General features: G+C 66.0%; 12 protein-coding genes and 1 pseudogene. 10 read left to right on the plus strand and 3 right to left on the minus strand.

Annotated elements, in window-relative coordinates:
- Positions 1–112 precede the first annotated feature (112 nt).
- Positions 113–913: a 5-formyltetrahydrofolate cyclo-ligase gene (locus ACI48I_RS21010; RefSeq protein ID WP_498575302.1), complete on the minus strand. Its 801-nt coding sequence runs from the start codon at positions 911–913 to the stop codon at positions 113–115.
- Between ACI48I_RS21010 and ACI48I_RS21015 the strand changes: the two genes are divergently transcribed.
- From ACI48I_RS21015 to ACI48I_RS21045, 7 genes and pseudogenes are all read left to right on the plus strand, one after another.
- Positions 868–2,928 (plus strand): lytic transglycosylase domain-containing protein, encoded by a 2,061-nt coding sequence (locus ACI48I_RS21015; RefSeq protein WP_498575303.1) that lies wholly within the window; start codon positions 868–870, stop codon positions 2,926–2,928. The two genes, ACI48I_RS21010 and ACI48I_RS21015, sit on opposite strands and share 46 nt — an antisense overlap.
- Positions 2,929–2,996: 68 nt before the next feature.
- The gene (locus ACI48I_RS21020; RefSeq protein ID WP_498575304.1) at positions 2,997–3,959 is read left to right on the plus strand and encodes a complex I NDUFA9 subunit family protein; all 963 of its coding nucleotides are present in this window, start codon (positions 2,997–2,999) and stop codon (positions 3,957–3,959) included.
- 137 nt (positions 3,960–4,096) lie between these two features.
- Positions 4,097–4,816 carry a glutathione S-transferase family protein gene (locus ACI48I_RS21025; protein WP_498575305.1) on the plus strand — a complete coding sequence of 240 codons (720 nt, stop codon included), beginning with the start codon at positions 4,097–4,099 and terminating at the stop codon, positions 4,814–4,816.
- Positions 4,817–4,818: 2 nt separating this feature from the next.
- The gene (locus tag ACI48I_RS21030) at positions 4,819–5,988 is read left to right on the plus strand and encodes a tRNA nucleotidyltransferase/poly(A) polymerase-related protein (protein ID WP_498575325.1); all 1,170 of its coding nucleotides are present in this window, start codon (positions 4,819–4,821) and stop codon (positions 5,986–5,988) included.
- Between the two features lie 65 nt (positions 5,989–6,053).
- Positions 6,054–6,203, plus strand: a pseudogene (locus ACI48I_RS21035) (CPBP family glutamic-type intramembrane protease); the annotation flags it as partial.
- Between the two features lie 72 nt (positions 6,204–6,275).
- Complete coding sequence (locus ACI48I_RS21040) at positions 6,276–7,853, plus strand: DAHL domain-containing protein (protein WP_498575306.1); 1,578 nt, start codon at positions 6,276–6,278, stop codon at positions 7,851–7,853.
- 87 nt (positions 7,854–7,940) lie between these two features.
- Entirely contained in the window at positions 7,941–8,600 is a 660-nt protein-coding gene (locus ACI48I_RS21045; RefSeq protein ID WP_498575307.1) for a GNAT family N-acetyltransferase, read from the plus strand.
- Between the two features lie 15 nt (positions 8,601–8,615).
- Here ACI48I_RS21045 and ACI48I_RS21050 read toward each other — a convergent pair whose 3' ends face one another.
- On the minus strand, positions 8,616–9,128 hold the full coding sequence (locus ACI48I_RS21050) for an Lrp/AsnC family transcriptional regulator (RefSeq protein WP_193688043.1): 513 nt from the start codon (positions 9,126–9,128) through the stop codon (positions 8,616–8,618).
- 180 nt (positions 9,129–9,308) lie between these two features.
- Between ACI48I_RS21050 and ACI48I_RS21055 the strand changes: the two genes are divergently transcribed.
- The 3 genes from ACI48I_RS21055 (at position 9,309) to ACI48I_RS21065 (ending at position 16,550) form a co-directional block, all read left to right on the plus strand.
- Positions 9,309–12,869 (plus strand): indolepyruvate ferredoxin oxidoreductase family protein, encoded by a 3,561-nt coding sequence (locus ACI48I_RS21055; RefSeq protein ID WP_498575308.1) that lies wholly within the window; start codon positions 9,309–9,311, stop codon positions 12,867–12,869.
- A gap of 187 nt (positions 12,870–13,056) precedes the next feature.
- A complete protein-coding gene (locus tag ACI48I_RS21060; RefSeq protein WP_498575309.1) occupies positions 13,057–14,619 on the plus strand; it encodes a S41 family peptidase in 1,563 nt (520 codons plus the stop codon).
- 155 nt (positions 14,620–14,774) lie between these two features.
- Positions 14,775–16,550: a M14 family metallopeptidase gene (locus ACI48I_RS21065; protein WP_498575310.1), complete on the plus strand. Its 1,776-nt coding sequence runs from the start codon at positions 14,775–14,777 to the stop codon at positions 16,548–16,550.
- A gap of 105 nt (positions 16,551–16,655) precedes the next feature.
- Here ACI48I_RS21065 and ACI48I_RS21070 read toward each other — a convergent pair whose 3' ends face one another.
- Entirely contained in the window at positions 16,656–17,417 is a 762-nt protein-coding gene (locus ACI48I_RS21070) for a LytR/AlgR family response regulator transcription factor (protein WP_498575311.1), read from the minus strand.
- Position 17,418 lies beyond the last annotated feature (1 nt).

Genomic DNA, 17,418 nt, shown 5'->3' on the forward strand with positions numbered 1-17,418 from the left:
GTGTAGGGCGGGGACGGGCGGGATCGCCTTGGGGAAAATCAACAGGGAAGAGCTGGCTATGGTGGAAAAACGACAGGCCATGCCGATCGGGCAGCGATGGCGAAGGCGCGCTTCAAACCAGTTCCGTGCGCTCCGTAATCACCGTGTCGAGCGGGACATCGTGCTCATCCGCGGCGAATTGCGCCTGCTGGCACGCGTATGCGATGCCCAGCGTGAACGGGTGCGGCGGCGCGGCCAGCGTGCGGTCATAAAAGCCGCCGCCATAGCCGAGCCGGTAACCCTGTTCGTTGAAACCGAGGCAGGGCACGAGCAGCGCCGGCGGCCGCGCCACGGTGCGCAAGTCGGCCGGCACGGCGATGCCCATGGTGTCGACCTCCATCGCCTCGCCCGGCGTCCAGGCGGCAAACGCGAGCGCGGCGTGGCGTTTGAGCACGACCGGCAGGGCCAGCGCCGCGCCTTCTTGCGCCAGCCGGGCATAGGTCTCGCTCAGATCCGGCTCACCGCTCAAGGGCCAGTAGACGGCCAGCAGGGGCGGGCGCGTGCGGCGCCACCAGGCCAGCACCTGGTCCCCGATGCGGCGGTCGCGCTCACGCTTGCCGGCGCCGTCGAGGCTGGCGCGCTCGGCCTTCAGGTGACGGCGCAAGGCAGTCTTGGCCGACTTGGCTTCCTCGCCCGCGTCGTCGGCTGCGGGTGCGGCAGCCGCTGTTTGTTGTTTTGGCGCATCTTTTTGCGAGGCCGCGCAGGTCGCTTCGCGGGCAGCGTCGCAGGCCTGTTCCCCACTCGCGGCAAGGGCGCCGGAAGCAGGCCGCTCACCCCCATCGGGCTCCGTTACGGCAGGCTTGTGTGCTGGTCGCGCAATGGATGCGCATGGTATTCTTGATTTGCCGGTCATGGTTCGATGAAGGGTTGTCATTCGTGTTTTTGCTTCCGAAGAATTTCTTAGCCGGCGCCGTCCTTGCCGCAGCCAGTGCTTCCGTCCTGGCCGAGGCACCCCCGGCGACTGTGCCCACGCTGCCGCCGGTACCGGGCGCCGCCACCGTTCCTGCGGCGCCGGGCGCTGCGCCCGTCAACGAGGTTTCGCGCGCCGAGGACGACACTTTCCTGTTGCTGCGCGAAGCGGCGCGCCAGAACGACAGCGCGCGCGCCAATGCGCTCGCGTCGCGCCTGCCCAACTACGTACTGGCTTCCTACGTCGACTATTATCGTCTCAAACCGCGCCTGCGCGAGGCGAGCGCGGACGAAATCCGCGCCGTCCTGCTGCGCCACCAGGGCACGGCGGTCGCCGACCGCCTGCGCACCGACTGGCTGCTCGAACTCGGGCGTGCGCGCGACTGGAACAATTTTGACCGGGAATTGGCGCAAGCGGCGCGCAGCGACGACGTACAGGTACGCTGCTACGCCTTGCTGGCGCGCGCCGCGCACGGCGAACGGGTGGTCGACGAAGCGCGCACCTTGCTGGTCAATCCGCCGGCCTATGGCGAAGGCTGCGCGGCCCTGATGGCGCAACTGGCGCAGACCGGCCAGTTGAGCCAGGACGAACTGCTGGCGCAACTGCGCCTGGCGGGAGAGATGGCGGCCACCGGCCCCTCGCGCCGCATTGCGCAGCTGGTGGGTGCGTCCGACACGCGCGCCGCGCAAGCGGTCGACGTGCCGGCGGTGGCCATGGCGCGCGGCATCGGCACCACCCGCGCCGAGCACGAAATCTACCTGGTCGCCCTGGGCCGCATGGCGAGAACGAGCCTGAAACTGGCCACCGTCGCCCTCGACAAGAACAGCAGCAAGCTGAGTAGCGAGGAGCGTGCGATCGGCTGGGCGAACGTGGCGCTGGCCGCCTCGCTCGTGCTGGCGCCCGAAGCCTACGAGTACTGGCAGCGTGCCGAAGGCGCGCCCCTGACCAATTTTCAGCGCGAATGGAAAGCCCGCATCGCCCTGCGCCGCGGCGACTGGAAGCAGGTCGCCGCCACCATCGACGCCATGCCTTCCCCCTTGCGCGACGAGTCCGGCTGGGTCTACTGGCTGGGCCGCGCCTACGCCCAGCAGGGCCGGCGCGAGGATGCCGACGCCCTGTATCGCCGCATCGCCACCCAGAACAATTTTTATGGCCAGCTGGCGATGGAGGAGCTGGGAGAACTGGTGACGATTCCGCCGAGCGCGGCGCCGGTCACGTCCTTCGAGGTCAACCAGGTGGCGCAGTTGCCGGCCGTGCGCCAGGCGATGAAATTCTATGAACTGCGCCTGCGTCCGGAAGGCAACCGCGAATGGAACTGGGCGACGCGTTCGATGAACGAGCGCCAGCTGCTCGCTGCGGCCGAGTATGCGCGCCGCAACGACCTGCTCGACCGCATGGTCGAGACCTCGCTGCGCACCAGGACCGAACTCGACTACAACCAGCGCTTCCCGGCGCCGCACAACGAGATCCTGCAGCCGACCGCGAAAAACCTGTCGCTCGACACCGCCTGGGTGTACGGCCTGATCCGCCAGGAATCGCGTTTCATCAGCGATGCCCGCTCGGGTGTCGGCGCCTCCGGCCTGATGCAGGTGATGCCGGCCACCGGCAAATGGGTGGCGGCCAAGATCGGATTGACCGATTTCGTGCACGGCATGCTCAGCGACCTGCGCACGAATATCACGCTCGGCGCCAACTACATGAACATGGTGCTCGAAAATAACGGCGGCTCCCAGGTGCTGGCGACGGCCGCCTATAACGCCGGGCCGGCCCGTTCGCGCACTTGGCGTGGGCTGCTCGACGCCCCGATGGAAGGGGCGGTGTTCGTCGAGTCGATTCCCTTCTCCGAAACCCGGACCTATGTACGCAATGTCATGTCGAACGCTACCAATTACGCGGCCCTGTTCGAGAAACGCCCGCAGTCGCTCAAGGCGCGACTGGGCACGATCACGCCACGAAGCGGGGGCGCGGGACTGCCGTGATGAAGCTTCTGTAAATCTGCCGCGTGCGGGTTTATCATGATGCCTACACTTCTCTTCTCGAGGACCCCATGCGCGACCCGAATGTGGTGGTATTTGGCGGTTCCGGTTTCATCGGCAGCCACCTGCTGGCGCTGCTGGCGCAGGAAAGCATCCCGGCCCTGGTGCCGACGCGCCACTTCGAACGTGCGCGCCACCTGACGACCCTGCCGGGCGTCGACGTGGTCGAAGCGAACATCCACGACGACGCCACCCTGCGCCACTTGCTCGAGGGAAAGACGGCCGTCATCAACCTGGTGGGCATCCTGCACGCCAGCCGCGCGCACCCCTACGGTCCCGAATTCCGGCGTGCCCACGTCGACCTGCCGCGGCGCATCGTCGAGGCTTGCGCGGTGATGAAGGTGCCGCGCTACCTGCACATGAGCGCGCTCGGCGCGAACATCGACGGCCCCTCGATGTACAGCCGCTCGAAAGCCGACGGCGAACTGGCCGCGCGCAGCCGTCCGGAGGTGGCGGCGACCATTTTCCGGCCTTCGGTCGTGTTCGGCCCCGGCGACCATTTTTTGACCATGTTCGCCAAGCTGCAGCGGCATGTGCCGGTGGTGCCGCTGGCCTGCGCCTCGGCCGCTTTCCAGCCGGTGTACGTGGGCGACGTCGCCACCGCCTGGCTGCACGCATTGCGCGACCCGCACGCCAGCCACCAGGTCTACCAGCTCGGCGGACCGAACATCTATACGCTGGCCGAACTGGTACGGCTGAGCGGACGCTATGCCGGCTGCGAACGTCCCATCATCGAGCTGCCCCCGATGCTGGCGCGGATGCAGGCCGGCTTCTTCGAGCTGCTGCCGGGCGAGCCGATCCTTACGCGCGACAACCTCGATTCGATGAGCGTCGACAACGTGGTCGATCCGGCCATCGGAGACTTGACAGCGGCCTCGCTCGGAATCAAGCTGACCCCGCTCGAAGTGGTCGCGCCGCACTACCTGGCGCCGGGCGAACCGCTCGATCGCCTGCGCACCCGCGCCGGACGCTAGAGCGCCTGACAAAAGCGCCATGGCTGCGTTGCACCGTCTCGCCGTACAATCGTACTGCCTTCGACGGTGCGCCTTGCCCTGAAGCTTTTGTCAGGCGCGCTTCGTTGAACCCTCACCGCCTTTTTACCAGGAACGCCATGCAGACCACGGAACTCGACCCGACCCTCTCGAATACGCTCGACAATGCGCGCAAGCCCGGCCTGACGCTCGTCATCGGCAACAAGAACATCTCGTCCTGGTCGATGCGGCCCTGGGTGGCGGCGGTCGCGTTCAACATTCCGTTCACCGAAGTGCGCCTGCTGCTGGACCAGCCCGACACCGCGGCAAAGATCGCCTCGTATTCCCACGCAGGCCGCGTGCCCGTGCTGCTGGCCGGCGAGATGACGATCTGGGACAGCCTCGCCATCTGCGAATATCTGGCCGAGCAGTTCCCGGACAAGCACCTGTGGCCGCAGGACGTGGCCGCGCGTGCGCTGGCGCGTTCGATCGTCTGCGAGATGCACTCGGGTTTTAGCTCCCTGCGCAACGACATGTCGATGAATATCCAGGCGCATCTGCCGGGCCGCGGACGCACGCCGGGCGCCCAGGCCGACATCGGCCGCATTTGCGAGATCTGGGAAGAGTGTTTATCCCGCTTCGGCCACCGCGGCTTCCTGTTCGGCGAATTCTCGATCGCCGACGCCTTCTATGCGCCGGTCGTGATGCGCTTCAAAACCTATGGCGTGGCACTGGCGCCGGCGCTGCAGGGATACTGTGAGCGCATGTTGAAGCATCCGGCCGTGGCGCGCTGGGTGGCTGAGGCAATGGCGGAAACCGACGCGACGCCGCTGCACGACGCCGACCTGCCGCGCGCATGACGATGCAGACCTATGTGGTCGGCGGCGCCGTGCGCGACGCGCTGCTTGGTTTGCCCGTGCAGGACCATGACCACGTCGTCGTCGGCGCCACCCCGGACGACATGCTGGCGGCCGGCTTTCGTCCGGTCGGCAAGGATTTTCCCGTATTTTTACATCCGGACACCCAGGAAGAGTACGCACTCGCCCGTACCGAGAGAAAAACCGCGCCCGGCTACCACGGCTTCGTGTTCCACACCTCGCCCGAGGTCACCCTGGAGGACGACCTGGTGCGGCGCGATCTCACCATCAACGCCATGGCGCGCGCCGAGGACGGCAGCATCGTCGACCCCTACGGCGGCCGGCGCGACCTGGACGCGCGCATCTTCCGCCACGTCTCCCCGGCCTTTGCCGAAGACCCGGTGCGCATCCTGCGCCTGGCGCGTTTCGCGGCGCGCTTTCCGGAGTTTACGGTGGCCGAAGAGACCCTGGCCCTGATGCAAAAGATGGTGGAGGAGGGCGAGGTCGATGCCCTCGTGCCCGAGCGCGTCTGGCAGGAGCTGGCGCGCGGCCTGATGGAAAACCACCCCTCGCGCATGCTGGCGGTGCTGCGCGACTGCGGCGCGCTGGCGCGCATCATGCCGGAACTCGACGCTGTATGGGGTGTGGAAGTGGACACCGGCGTCCGCATGATGCGGGTGATCGATGACGCGGCCAGGCAGGGCTACGCGCTGGCGGTGCGCTTCGCGGCCCTCATGCACGATCTCGGCACGGACGGCATCTTGATCCACGCCGTCTGCAAGCGCTTGAAAGTGCCGAACGATTGCCGCGATCTCGCATTGATGACGGCGCGCGAGCACGACCATGTCGTACGCGCCTTCGAACTTGGTGCCGACACCATCGTGACCCTGTTCGAGCGCTGCGATGGCTTTCGCAAGCCCGAGCGCTTCGCCGACATGCTGCTGGCAAGCGAGTGCGTTGCGGGCGGGCAGGGCGACGCCGCCTGGCCACAGCGCCCGTTCCTGGAAGCGGCGCTGGCGGCGGCACGCGCCGTGAACGCGGGTGAAGTGGCGGCGCGCTGCGGCCCCGACAAGGTGCAGATTCCCGCAGCCGTGCACCGTGCGCGCGTTGCCGCGGTGGCGCAGTGGATCGGCGGCGCCGCAGGCGTGGGGGCGCAAGCTCCCCATGCACCATGACTGGACACCGCTACCCCGTCCTCATATAGTCGGGTTCCCCGCCCGCCAGGCCAGCCCATGCAGCGAATCGACTACCGGTCTCGGGCGCCTTTTGGGTGGCGCAGATGTTCGCCTGGCTGCGCCGTCGCAGCGACTCGATCCTGCCGGCGATTGCCGCCCACGCCGCTTTCAATGCCGCGATGAACGGCTGGATTGTTGCGCGCCTCTGGCCCTGAGACGCCGGCTCCAATTGTTACAAGACGTACCATGTGCGGTGGTGGACAAGGCAGTTTTGTTATGCTCGCAGCATGAGCAGATTGTTACAGCAGACGGACAGGGTCTTCGCGGTGCTGATGCATCGCCTGGAAACAATGGGACCGCGTCAGCGCCTGAGATATGGCGCGACGGCGGCGCTGGCGCTGGTCGCCTTGCTCGCCTTTCTCTACACCCGCACCACGGGCGTCGATGTCGACACCCAGAACCGGGTGATGTTCGACCTGCACGAATTGCAGCAGATCGACGCCGCCTGGGACACGAACCTGCTGCGCGCCCACATCGGCAGCAACGTCGCCGATGCGCAATTGGCCGCGCCGCTGCCGCAGATCGAGGAGCTGACGGCGCGCCTGGGCGAGGCGCTGCCGATGACGCGCGGGCGCGCTGCGCGCCAGGCCCACGTGGCCCTGGAAGCCTCCCTGCGCAGGAAGGCCGCCCTGGTGACACAGTTCCGCACCCTGAACCCGCCGCTGCGCGCAGCCCTGCTGTCGCTGCCGCCGGCACTGGTCGACCTGAAAACGGAACTCGGCGGTATCGAAGGCGCGCTCGCGCCGGGCCGCCTGGTGGTGCGCCTGGACCTGCTGCTCAACGATTTACTGGCCGACACGCTACGCTACAACCTGATGCCGAATCCGGGGCTGGCGCACCGCATCGAAGCGAGCCTGGCCCAGATCGAAGCGCAGAAGGAGCGCTTTTCGCTGGCCGTGAACGAGCAGATCGACGCCCTGGCGCGCGACACCCGCGTCATCCTGGCCAACCGTCCGCGCGAAAACGAGATCGAAACCCAGATCGCCGCGCTCGACACGGGCGAGGCGATGGCGCGCCTGGGTCGCGAACTCGACCGCTCGTTCCAGGCCGAAGTGCTCGAGCGCCAGCGCTACCGCGGCTTCCTGTTCGCGTATTCGATCCTGCTGCTGGGACTGCTCGCCTATGCCGGCTGGCGCTTACGCCGCAGCTACCGCATCATCAACGACGTCAACCGGCGCCTGACGGCGGCCAACGACACCCTGGAGCACCGCGTCGCCGAGCGCACCGCCGAGCTGGAAGCGCAATCGGCCAAGCTGGCGCGCCTGGCCCAGCACGACAGCCTGACCGGCCTGGTCAACTACGGCCAGCTGACCCGTCTGCTGGAACTGGCGCTGGTGCGCGCGGCGCGCCGCGACAGCGTGGTGGTGACGATGTTCATCGACCTCGACGGTTTTAAAGGCGTGAACGACACCTGGGGCCACGCCACCGGCGACCTGGTGCTGCAGCTGGTGGCGCGCCGCGTGCAGAAAGTGCTGCGCGCCGAAGACATCCTGGCGCGCCTGGGCGGCGACGAATTCGTGGTCATGCTCGAAGGCGTCAATTCACCCGAGGGCGCCCTGCGCGTCGCGCGTCTGGTGCTCGACCAGATCGAAGGCATCAAGGAGGCCGACGGCAACCCGGTCTCGATTTCGGCCAGCATCGGCGTTGCCAGCGCGCGCGGACGTGCCGGGGCAGAATGGGGCGCGGCCGCCCTGCTGGCCGACGCCGACAAGGCGATGTACGCCGCCAAGCAGGCCGGCAAGGGAACGTTTATTATCAGCCCGAATGCGCACTGGGCGGGCGAGGCCGCACCCGGCGGGGCCTGATCCCCGCACGTACGCTTGAGGCGGACTCGGCGCCGTTCCGCTACAATGACGCCAATGGTGCAGTGCACAAAACGGACCAATTCCCCCATGCCTGACAATTCGATAAGCAACTGGTTTGCCAGCCTGGCGGGCACCAGCGCGCGTCCGTCGGTGCTGGTCAAGGCGCTCGGCCGGCGCGACCGCCGCCGCATGCTCAAGCATTTCCTGGGACTTGACGACGCCGACCGCCTGCTGCGCTTCGGCACCAGGTTGCCGGACGAGCAAATCCACGCCTATGTGAATAAAATCGATTTCAAGCGCGACATCGTGTTCGGCGTCGTCAGCCGAGGGTTCCAGCTGGTCGGCGTCGGCCACCTGGCGTTTGCTCCGCCCGAACCGGGCCGCAAAGCCAGCACCGGCAAGGCGCGCGTGGCCGAATTCGGCGTCTCGGTATCGAAATCGGCGCGCGGGCAGGGTGTCGGTTCGCGCCTGTTCGAACGCGCCGCGATCCACTGCCGCAACAACGACATCGACACCCTGTATATGCAGTGTTTGTCGAGCAACCGCACGATGATGCACATCGCGAAGAAGGCGGGCATGGAAATCAAGCGGGAATATGGCGAGGCGGACGCCTACCTCCATTTACCGCCGCCCAGTCCCGGCAGCGTGATGCGCGAAGCGCTGGAAGAACAGTTTGCATCGATCGATTACACGGTGAAAGCCAACGCCCGCGCGGCGATGAAGTGGTTCATGCCCTGGAAGCGCTAGCGCAGGCCCCCCGGGTCAACGCGGCGTTTCGCCAATCGGCAAGGCCGTCGTCTCCTTGATCCTCTGCAGCGCAAAACTCGACTTCACATCCAGCACCGACGGATGGCGCAACAAGGTCGCCATCATGAAGCGCGAAAAATGGTCCATGTCTTCCACGTGGACCCGCAGCAGGAAATCCATGTCTCCCGTCATCGCATAGCAGGCCACCACTTCCGGCCAGGCGGCCACCGCCTGCGCGAACTCGAAGCGCGGGGAGGTGGCCGGCACGCGCGAGTTGGCTGGCCCCTCGCTGTGCTTTTCCAGGCGCACGTTGACATAGGCCAGCAGCCCGAGGCCGATCCGGTCCGGGTCGACCAGCGCCACGTACTGGCGGATGACCCCGGCTTCTTCGAGGCGCTTGATGCGGCGCAGGCAGGGAGAAGGCGACAGGTTCACGCGCTCGGCCACATCCTGGTTCGACAGGCGGCCGTCGGCCTGCAGGATCTCCAGGATCTTGCGATCGGTTTTGTCCAATTCTACCTTTGACATAAATTCCCCATGAGCTGACCAGAGCCGCAATTTTATTGCGCAATTGGGGAGTTGGGGGGAATTGATTGGTATTTAATGCCGAGGGCACAAGACTATACTGACGCTCAATTACGGAGGAGACAACTCCGTCGCCGCGCGAACAATAACAACAAGCGCGCTCACCCCAACGGAGACAAACCAATGAACGCACCCCTCGACCGCTCCCAGCTGGAACCGGCAGGTCCGGAGCACGAGATCACGCTCGACGACAAGTGGACGCTCGAGCGCGGCCGCGCCTTCATGACCGGCACCCAAGCCCTGATCCGCCTGCCGATGCTGCAGCGCGAACGCGACCTCAAGAATGGCCTGAACACGGCCGGCTACATCACGGGCTACCGCGGCTCGCCCGTCACCGCCGTCGACCAGACCGCGATGAAGGCAAAGAAGCACCTGGACGCCCACCACGTCAAATTCCATCCGGGCATGAACGAAGACCTGGCGGCGACCGCCGTCTGGGGCACCCAGCAAACGAATTTGTACAAGGACTCGAATTACGACGGCGTGTTCGCCATGTGGTACGGCAAGGGGCCGGGCGTCGACCGTTGCGGCGACGTTTTTAAGCATGGCAACAACGCCGGTAGCGCGAAGCACGGCGGCGTGCTGCTGCTGGCCGGCGACGACCACGCGGCGAAATCCTCGTCCACTGCCCACCAGTCGGACCACATCCTGACGGCCTGCGGCATCCCGGTGCTGTATCCCTCGTCCGTGCAGGAATACATCGATTACGGCCTGCACGCCTGGGCGATGAGCCGCTACACGGGCCTGTGGGTGTCGATGAAGTGCGTCACCGACATCATCGAATCGGGCGCCGTGGTCGACCTCGACCCGGACCGCGTCCAGATCACGCTGCCGACCGACTTCGAGCTGCCGGCAGACGGCCTGAACATCCGCTGGCCGGACGCCGTGCTGGACCAGGAAGTCCGGATGAACAACCATAAATGGTATGCGGCGCTGGCCTATGCCCGTGCGAACAAACTGAATCAAATCATCTGGGACAGCCCGCAACCGAAAATCGGCATCATCACCGCCGGTAAAAGCTATGTCGACACGCGCCAGGCGCTGGCCGACCTCGGCATCGACGAAGAGGCGGCACGCGACATCGGCCTGCGCCTGTATAAAGTCGGCATGACCTGGCCGCTCGAATCCGAAGGCGTGCACGAATTCGCGCGCGGTCTCGACGAAATCCTGGTGGTCGAAGAAAAGCGCCAGGTGATGGAATACGCGCTGAAGGAAGAGTTATACAACCTGCCGGATTCCGAGCGTCCGCGCGTGGTCGGCAAATTCGACGACACCGGCGAGTGGCACAATAAAAACCGCAGCGGCCACGGCGACTGGCTGCTGCCCGCGACCTATGAGCTGAACCCGGCGCAAATCGCGCGCGCGATCGCTTCGCGCATCTCGCACTACTGCGCCGGCCACCCGGTCGCCGAGCGCGTGAAGGAACGCATCGCCTTCCTCGAGGCGAAAGAGCTGGTGCTGAAGAATATTCCGGCGAAGGCCAATCCGGAAACCGACCGCATCCCGTATTTCTGCTCGGGCTGCCCGCACAACAGTTCGACCAAGGTGCCGGAAGGCTCGCGCGCCATGGCCGGCATCGGCTGCCACTACATGGTGCTGTGGATGGACCGCGAAACCTCCACCTTTACGCACATGGGCGCCGAGGGCACGACCTGGATCGGCCAGTCGCCGTTCACCAGCGAAAAGCACGTGTTCGTGAACCTGGGCGACGGCACCTATTTCCACTCGGGCATCCTGGCGATCCGCGCGGCCGTCGCCGCCAAGGTCAATATCACCTATAAAATCCTGTACAACGACGCGGTCGCCATGACCGGCGGCCAGAATGTCGACGGTCCGCTCGATCCGGGCATGATCAGCCGCCAGATCGCCGCCGAAGGCGTCGGCCCGATCATCGTCGTCACCGACGAACCGGAAAAATACCCGAGCGACTACGCCTGGGCCGCCGGCGTCACCGTGCGCCACCGCTCCGAGCTGATGGACGTGCAAAAAGAACTGCGCGAGCTGCCGGGCGTGACCGCCGTGATCTACGACCAGACCTGTGCCTCCGAAAAACGCCGCCGCCGGAAAAAAGGCGAGTTCCCCGACCCTGCCAAACGCGCCGTCATCAACGAGGCCGTGTGCGAAGGCTGCGGCGACTGCTCGGTGCAGTCGAACTGCCTGTCGGTCGAGCCGCTGGAAACGGAACTGGGCCGCAAGCGCCAGATCAACCAGTCCTCCTGCAACAAGGATTTCTCGTGCGTCTCCGGTTTCTGCCCGTCCTTCGTGACGGTCGAAGGCGGCGGCCTGAAAAAGCCGAAGAAGGCGGCCGTCGCCACGGACAAGGCGCCCCCAAGCCTGCCTGAACCGCGGATTCCGCAGATCGACAACCCGTTCGGCATCCTGGTCGCCGGCGTCGGCGGCACCGGTGTCGTCACCGTCGGCCAGATCCTGGCCGTCGCCGCCCACGTCGAGGGCAAGGGTGCCATCGTGCTCGACCAGAGCGGCCTGGCCCAGAAGGGCGGCCCGGTGATGTCGCACGTGCGCCTGGCCCGGCATCAAGCGGACCTGCACTCGACCCGCGTCGGTACCGGTAGCGCGGACCTCGTCATCGGCTGCGACCAGATCGTCGTCGCCAGCCGCGATGCGCTGTCCCGCATGGGAGAGGGCCGCACCTGGGCCGCGGTGAACTCGACCGGCGCGACGACCGCTGCGTTCGTGAAAAACCCGGACTGGCAATTCCCGGCCGAAGGTTCGCGCGGCGCCATCCTGCAAGCCTGCGGCGCGGACAATGTCGACTTCGTCGACGCCGGCCAGATCGCCACCGCCCTGATGGGCGACGCGATTGCGACCAACATGTTCATGCTCGGCTACGCCTTCCAGAAGGGCCATGTGCCGCTGCTGGAAAGCTCGCTGCTGAAGGCGATCGAGCTGAATGGCGTCTCGGTGCCGTTCAATAAAGCCGCGTTCAACTGGGGCCGCACCGCCGCCCACGACCTGGCTTCGGTGAAAAAGCTGACGACCCCGGCCAAGGTCGTGGAATTCAAGCGCACCCAGACCCTCGATGAGCTGGTGAATCGCCGCGTCGAACTCCTGACCGCTTACCAGAACGCCGGCTATGCAGCCCAGTACAAGGCGTTTGTCGACCAGGTGCGCGCCGAGGAAGCGAAACTGGGCAAAGGCACCCGCCTGACCGAAGCCGTGGCCCGCTATTTTTACAAGCTGATGGCGTATAAGGACGAGTACGAAGTGGCGCGCCTGCACACCGACCCGGCCTTCAAGGAAAAGATCGCGAACATGTTCGAAGGCGACATCCGCATCAAATACCACCTGGCGCCGCCGCTCCTGGCCAAGCACGACAAGGAAGGCCGCGCGATCAAGAAGGAATACGGGTCGTGGATGATGAGTGCCTTCGGCGTGCTGGCCAAGCTGAAGGGACTGCGCGGCACCCCGTTCGACGTGTTCGGCTATTCCGCCGAGCGCAAGACCGAGCGCGCCCTGATCGGGCAGTACCGCGCGACCGTGTCCGCACTGCTGCCCAAGCTGTCGGTTGAAAACCTGGCGCAAGCCGTTGCGATCGCCAGCATCCCGGAAGACATTCGCGGTTACGGCCACGTGAAGGAACGCCACCTGGCGGCAGCGAAGCAGAAGGAAGCCCAGCTGTTGTCGGCTTTCCACAATCCGGCAGGAATCACCCACGCGGCCTGATTGCCCTCAAGCCCGCCCCTGCGCCAGGCCCGGTTTACCACCCGGCCTGGCGTTTTCGTTTCATAGTAGCGATAGTTACTCAAAAAAAACTTTGAAACGAAGAGTGCGAGCTCTTCTCAAAGCGCCACGCCTGTCTTACTCTTCTTATTACTCTTTCCTATCGAACCTTGCTCGCCAAATATATCTTATGACATCGAGAATCCAACACGGTCGCCTGACCGCTTCGCTCCGCCTGTTGTGCGCCGGCCTTGCGGCCGCGTTGACGCTTGCCGCCTGCGGCGGTGGCGGCGGCAGCACCGGTGCGCTCAGCAACACGCCGGCGAGCACGACGCCCAACAATACCGCAGCGGACCCGGACCTCGCGACCCTGGGCGAAGCCTTCGACACTTACTGGAACAAGTGCGCCAAGCCGCGCACCGGCATCGATCCGTACACCAATAAACCCTACCCGGACACGCAGGGCACGCTGCGCGACGAGCTGACGTTTCTGCGCGCCTGGTCGAACCAGTACTACCTCTGGTACAACGAGATCCCGACCAATTTCAAAATGGCGGACTTCACCAATCCGGTCGACTATTTCGAGAAGCTGATGTCCCCGCGCGACAAGGACATGTACCACTTCACCTACCCGTCCGCCGAGTGGGACAAGCTGACCAATTCCGGTATCGAGCTCGGCTATGGCATCACCTGGAGCAGCGGCGGCCCGACCGCGCCGCGCAACTGGACGGTGGCGCTGGTCGAACCGGGTTCGCCGGCTGCCATTGCCGGCCTGCGCCGCGGCGACGTGCTGACCAATATCGACGGCGTCGACTTCATCAACGCCTCCGACAAGCCATCGGTCGACAAGATCAATGCCGGCCTGTTCCCGGAGACGGTCGGCCAGTCGCACAGCCTCACCTTCCGGCGCGCCGGCGCCGACATCGTGGCGACCATGCAGGCGCAGGACGTCACGGTGGCGCCGGTGAAGTTCACCCGGGTCATCGACACCCCGACCGGCAAGGTCGGCTACCTGAGCTTCGAGAGCCATAACGCGGTGTCCGAGCGCCAGCTGATCGACGCGATCACGACCCTGAAAACGGCCGGCGTCTCCGATCTGGTGCTGGACCTGCGCTACAACGGCGGCGGCTTGCTGAACATCGCCAGCGAGTTGGCCTACATGATTGCCGGACCGGCGACCGAGGGCAAGGTATTTGAACGCCTGCAGTACAACGACAAGATCGAAGCGAAGCAAACGCCCCAGATCATCCGCTTCGATTCGAAGGCCTACGGCTTCCCGGCCGGTACCGGCACGGTGGCAAAGGGGACGGTGTTGCCGACGCTGGCGCTGAGCCGGGTCACGGTGCTGACCACCTCGGGCAGCTGCTCGGCCAGCGAAGCAGTGATCAACGGCCTGCGCGGCGTCGACGTCCAGGTGAACGTGATCGGCGCCACGACCTGCGGCAAGCCGTATGGCTTCACGCCGGTGCCGAACTGCGGCACGACCTATTTCTCGGTCGAGTTCCAGGGCGTGAACGCGAAGGGTTTTGGTGACTACGCCGGCGGCATCACCCCGACCTGCACCGTGGCCGACGACCTGGCGCACGACCTGGGCAGCACCGACGAGGCGCTGCTGGCGAGCGCACTGAGCTACCGCGCCACCGGCGTCTGTGCGCCGCAGGCGCGCAGCTCGGCGCAGGCGATGGCCTTGTCGGTGCAGGTCCCGGTGCGCTCGCGAGCGTCGCAGATCGCGATCCACGTGCGGCCCCGTTAAACATGGGCGCGGCGCGCGGCGCTGCCATCCATACAGACAAGGCGCCACCTTCGGGTGGCGCTTTTTTTTCAGGTGCAAAGCGCTCGTCTGCGAGGGGGCAAACCCGACTATAATTTTCCGCTTTGCCCCCATTCCAACCTGCCGGAGCTTCACCGATGATTCGTTCTGCGTTACTGCTTGCCCTACTGGCCACCGCGCCCCTGACTCACGCTGCCAAGGCGGCGGCCGCGCCCGACCTGAGCACCGTCTCGGAGCGCTCCGGCTTCCAGTCCACGGGCCGCTACGACGAAGTGGTGACACTGTGCGCAGCCTTTGCGAAAGCCTATCCGAAGGAAGTCCGCTGCATCGAGTTCGGCCGCACGCCGGAAGACCGTCCGATGCTGGCACTGGTCGCTACCCGCAGCGGCGCATTCACCCCGCAGGCGGCGTTGAAAAAGGGGCTGCCGGTCACGCTGATCCAGGGCGGCATCCATGCCGGAGAGATCGACGGCAAGGACGCCGGCTTCCTGGCGCTGCGCGAAATCCTGGAAGGGCGCCTCGCCGGGCATTCCCTCGACCGGCAGGTGCTGCTGTTCGTCCCCGTCTTCAACGTCGACGGCCACGAACGCTTCCAGCAGTGGAACCGCCCGAACCAGCGCGGTCCGGTCGAGATGGGCTGGCGCACCACGGCCCAGAATTTCAATTTGAACCGCGACTACGTGAAGGCCGATTCTCCCGAGATGCAGGCCATGCTGGCGCTGGTGAACGCCTGGGACCCGCTGACCTATGTCGACCTGCACGTGACCGACGGCGCCAAGTTCCAGCACGACGTCTCGATCCAGGTCGAGCCCGTGTACTCGGCCGATCCCGCGTTCCGCAAGGCCGGCCTGGCGCTGCGCGAGAACGTCATCGCCGACATCACGAAACAGGGTTCCACGCCGCAGTCGTATTACATGTCGTTCGCCAAAACGGACGATCCGCAATCGGGTTTCGTCGACGGCGTCTCCGACCCGCGCTTCTCGACCGGCTACTTCCCGCTGCGTAACCGCATGGCGATGCTGGTCGAAACGCACTCGTGGAAGGACTATCCGACCCGCGTGCGCATCACCCACAACAGCGTGATCTCGGTGCTCGAGCAGGTGGCGAAGAACGGCAAACAATGGCAGATCGCCGCCGCCGCGGCCGACGTCCGCGCCGCCCGCCTGGCCGGCACCCCGGTGGCGCTGAGCTACAAGACGCTCGACAAGCCGAAGATGGTCGACTTCAACGGTTATGAATACACGCGCACGCCATCGGATGTCTCGGGCATCCTGATGACGCGCTACGACGAAAGCAAGCCGCAGGTCTGGCGCGTGCCCCTGCGTGACGAGGTCGTCGCCGACCTGGAAGTGGCGGCGCCGCGAGCCGGTTATATCGTGCCGGCCGCGCACGCGTCGATGGTGGCGGCGAAGCTGAATCTGCACGGCATCGTCTACCGCAAGCTGGGCAAGCCGCTCGAGCGTTTCAGCACCGAGACCTTCCGCGCCGACAAGGCGAGCTTCGGTACGAAATCCTTCGAATCGCACCAGCGCCTGACGGTCGAGGGCAGCTGGAAATCGGAAGCCCGCAGCGTCGGCAAGGGCGCGCTGTTCGTGCCGATCGCGCAGCCGAAGGCGAGACTGGTGATGGCGATGCTGGAACCGCAGGCGCCGGACTCGCTGCTGGCCTGGGGCATGTTCAACAATGCCTTCGAGCCGAAGGAGTACATGGAAGAATACGTGGCCGAAGACGTCGCGCGCGAGCAGATGGCGGCCGACCCGGCGCTGGCCGCCGAATTCAGGCGCCGCGTCGAGAGCGATCCGGCCTTTGCGAAAAGCGCCCACGCGCGCCTGGAATTCTTCGCGCGCCGCCATGCGTCGTGGGACGAGCGCTTGAATTTGTATCCGGTGCTGCGCACGAACGTGGCCCCATAAAGGGCGTATCCGCGTGGGCACAAGTGCCCACCCTACGTTACACCACCGCCGCGTCACCGAATCGAGACAGTGGCGCATCGTAGGGTGGGCTCTCGAGCCCACGCGTTACGACCGTAACAACTCCCGCACCGCGCCCACATACCGTTCGCTCACCGGCACCTCGGCGCCGCAGCGCAGCCGCAGCAGATAACTGCCGTCTCCCACGACCGACAAACCCACGCCCTGCCCACGCCGCACGATCACCCCGCGGTGCACCCGCAAAAACTCCCCCGGGTCCAGGTGCGCTTCCAGCCGGCTCAGCGCCACCCGGTGCAGCGGCGACCCGGCCGCCGTATGCAGCGCCACGTAATTCCCCTGCGCCTCGAGCCACAGGATGTCCGCGACCCGCACCTGGTCGATCCGCCCCACCGAACGCACGCTGATCTGCTCCAGGTATGCCGGTCCGTCCGCATAGGCGCGCAGCGCCTGGCCATAGGCGCCGCGCTGGCGTCCGGCCAGCAGCAGGCCGGCCCGCTCCACCGCCTGCGCCAGGCGCGCATCGTCCAGGGGTTTCAGCAGATAGTCGAGCGCGTGGACCTCGAAAGCCTCGATCGCGTGCGCGCTGTGGGCGGTGACGAACACTACCAGCGGCGGCTCGCGCATCCGTCCCAGTTCGCGCGCCAGCAGCAGGCCGGATTCGCGCGGCATCTGGATATCCAGGAACAGCAGGTCGATGCGCGCCGTGTCCGGGTTCGCCAGCGCCGCGCGCGCACGGGCGGCGCTGTCGGCCTCGAAGACCAGGTCCCAGCCGGGGTGCGCCTCCATCGCCAGGCGCAGGTTCACGCGGCCCGGCTCTTCGTCGTCGACGATGGCGTAGCGATGCGCCACC

Source organism: Massilia sp. LXY-5 (genome assembly GCF_059801075.1).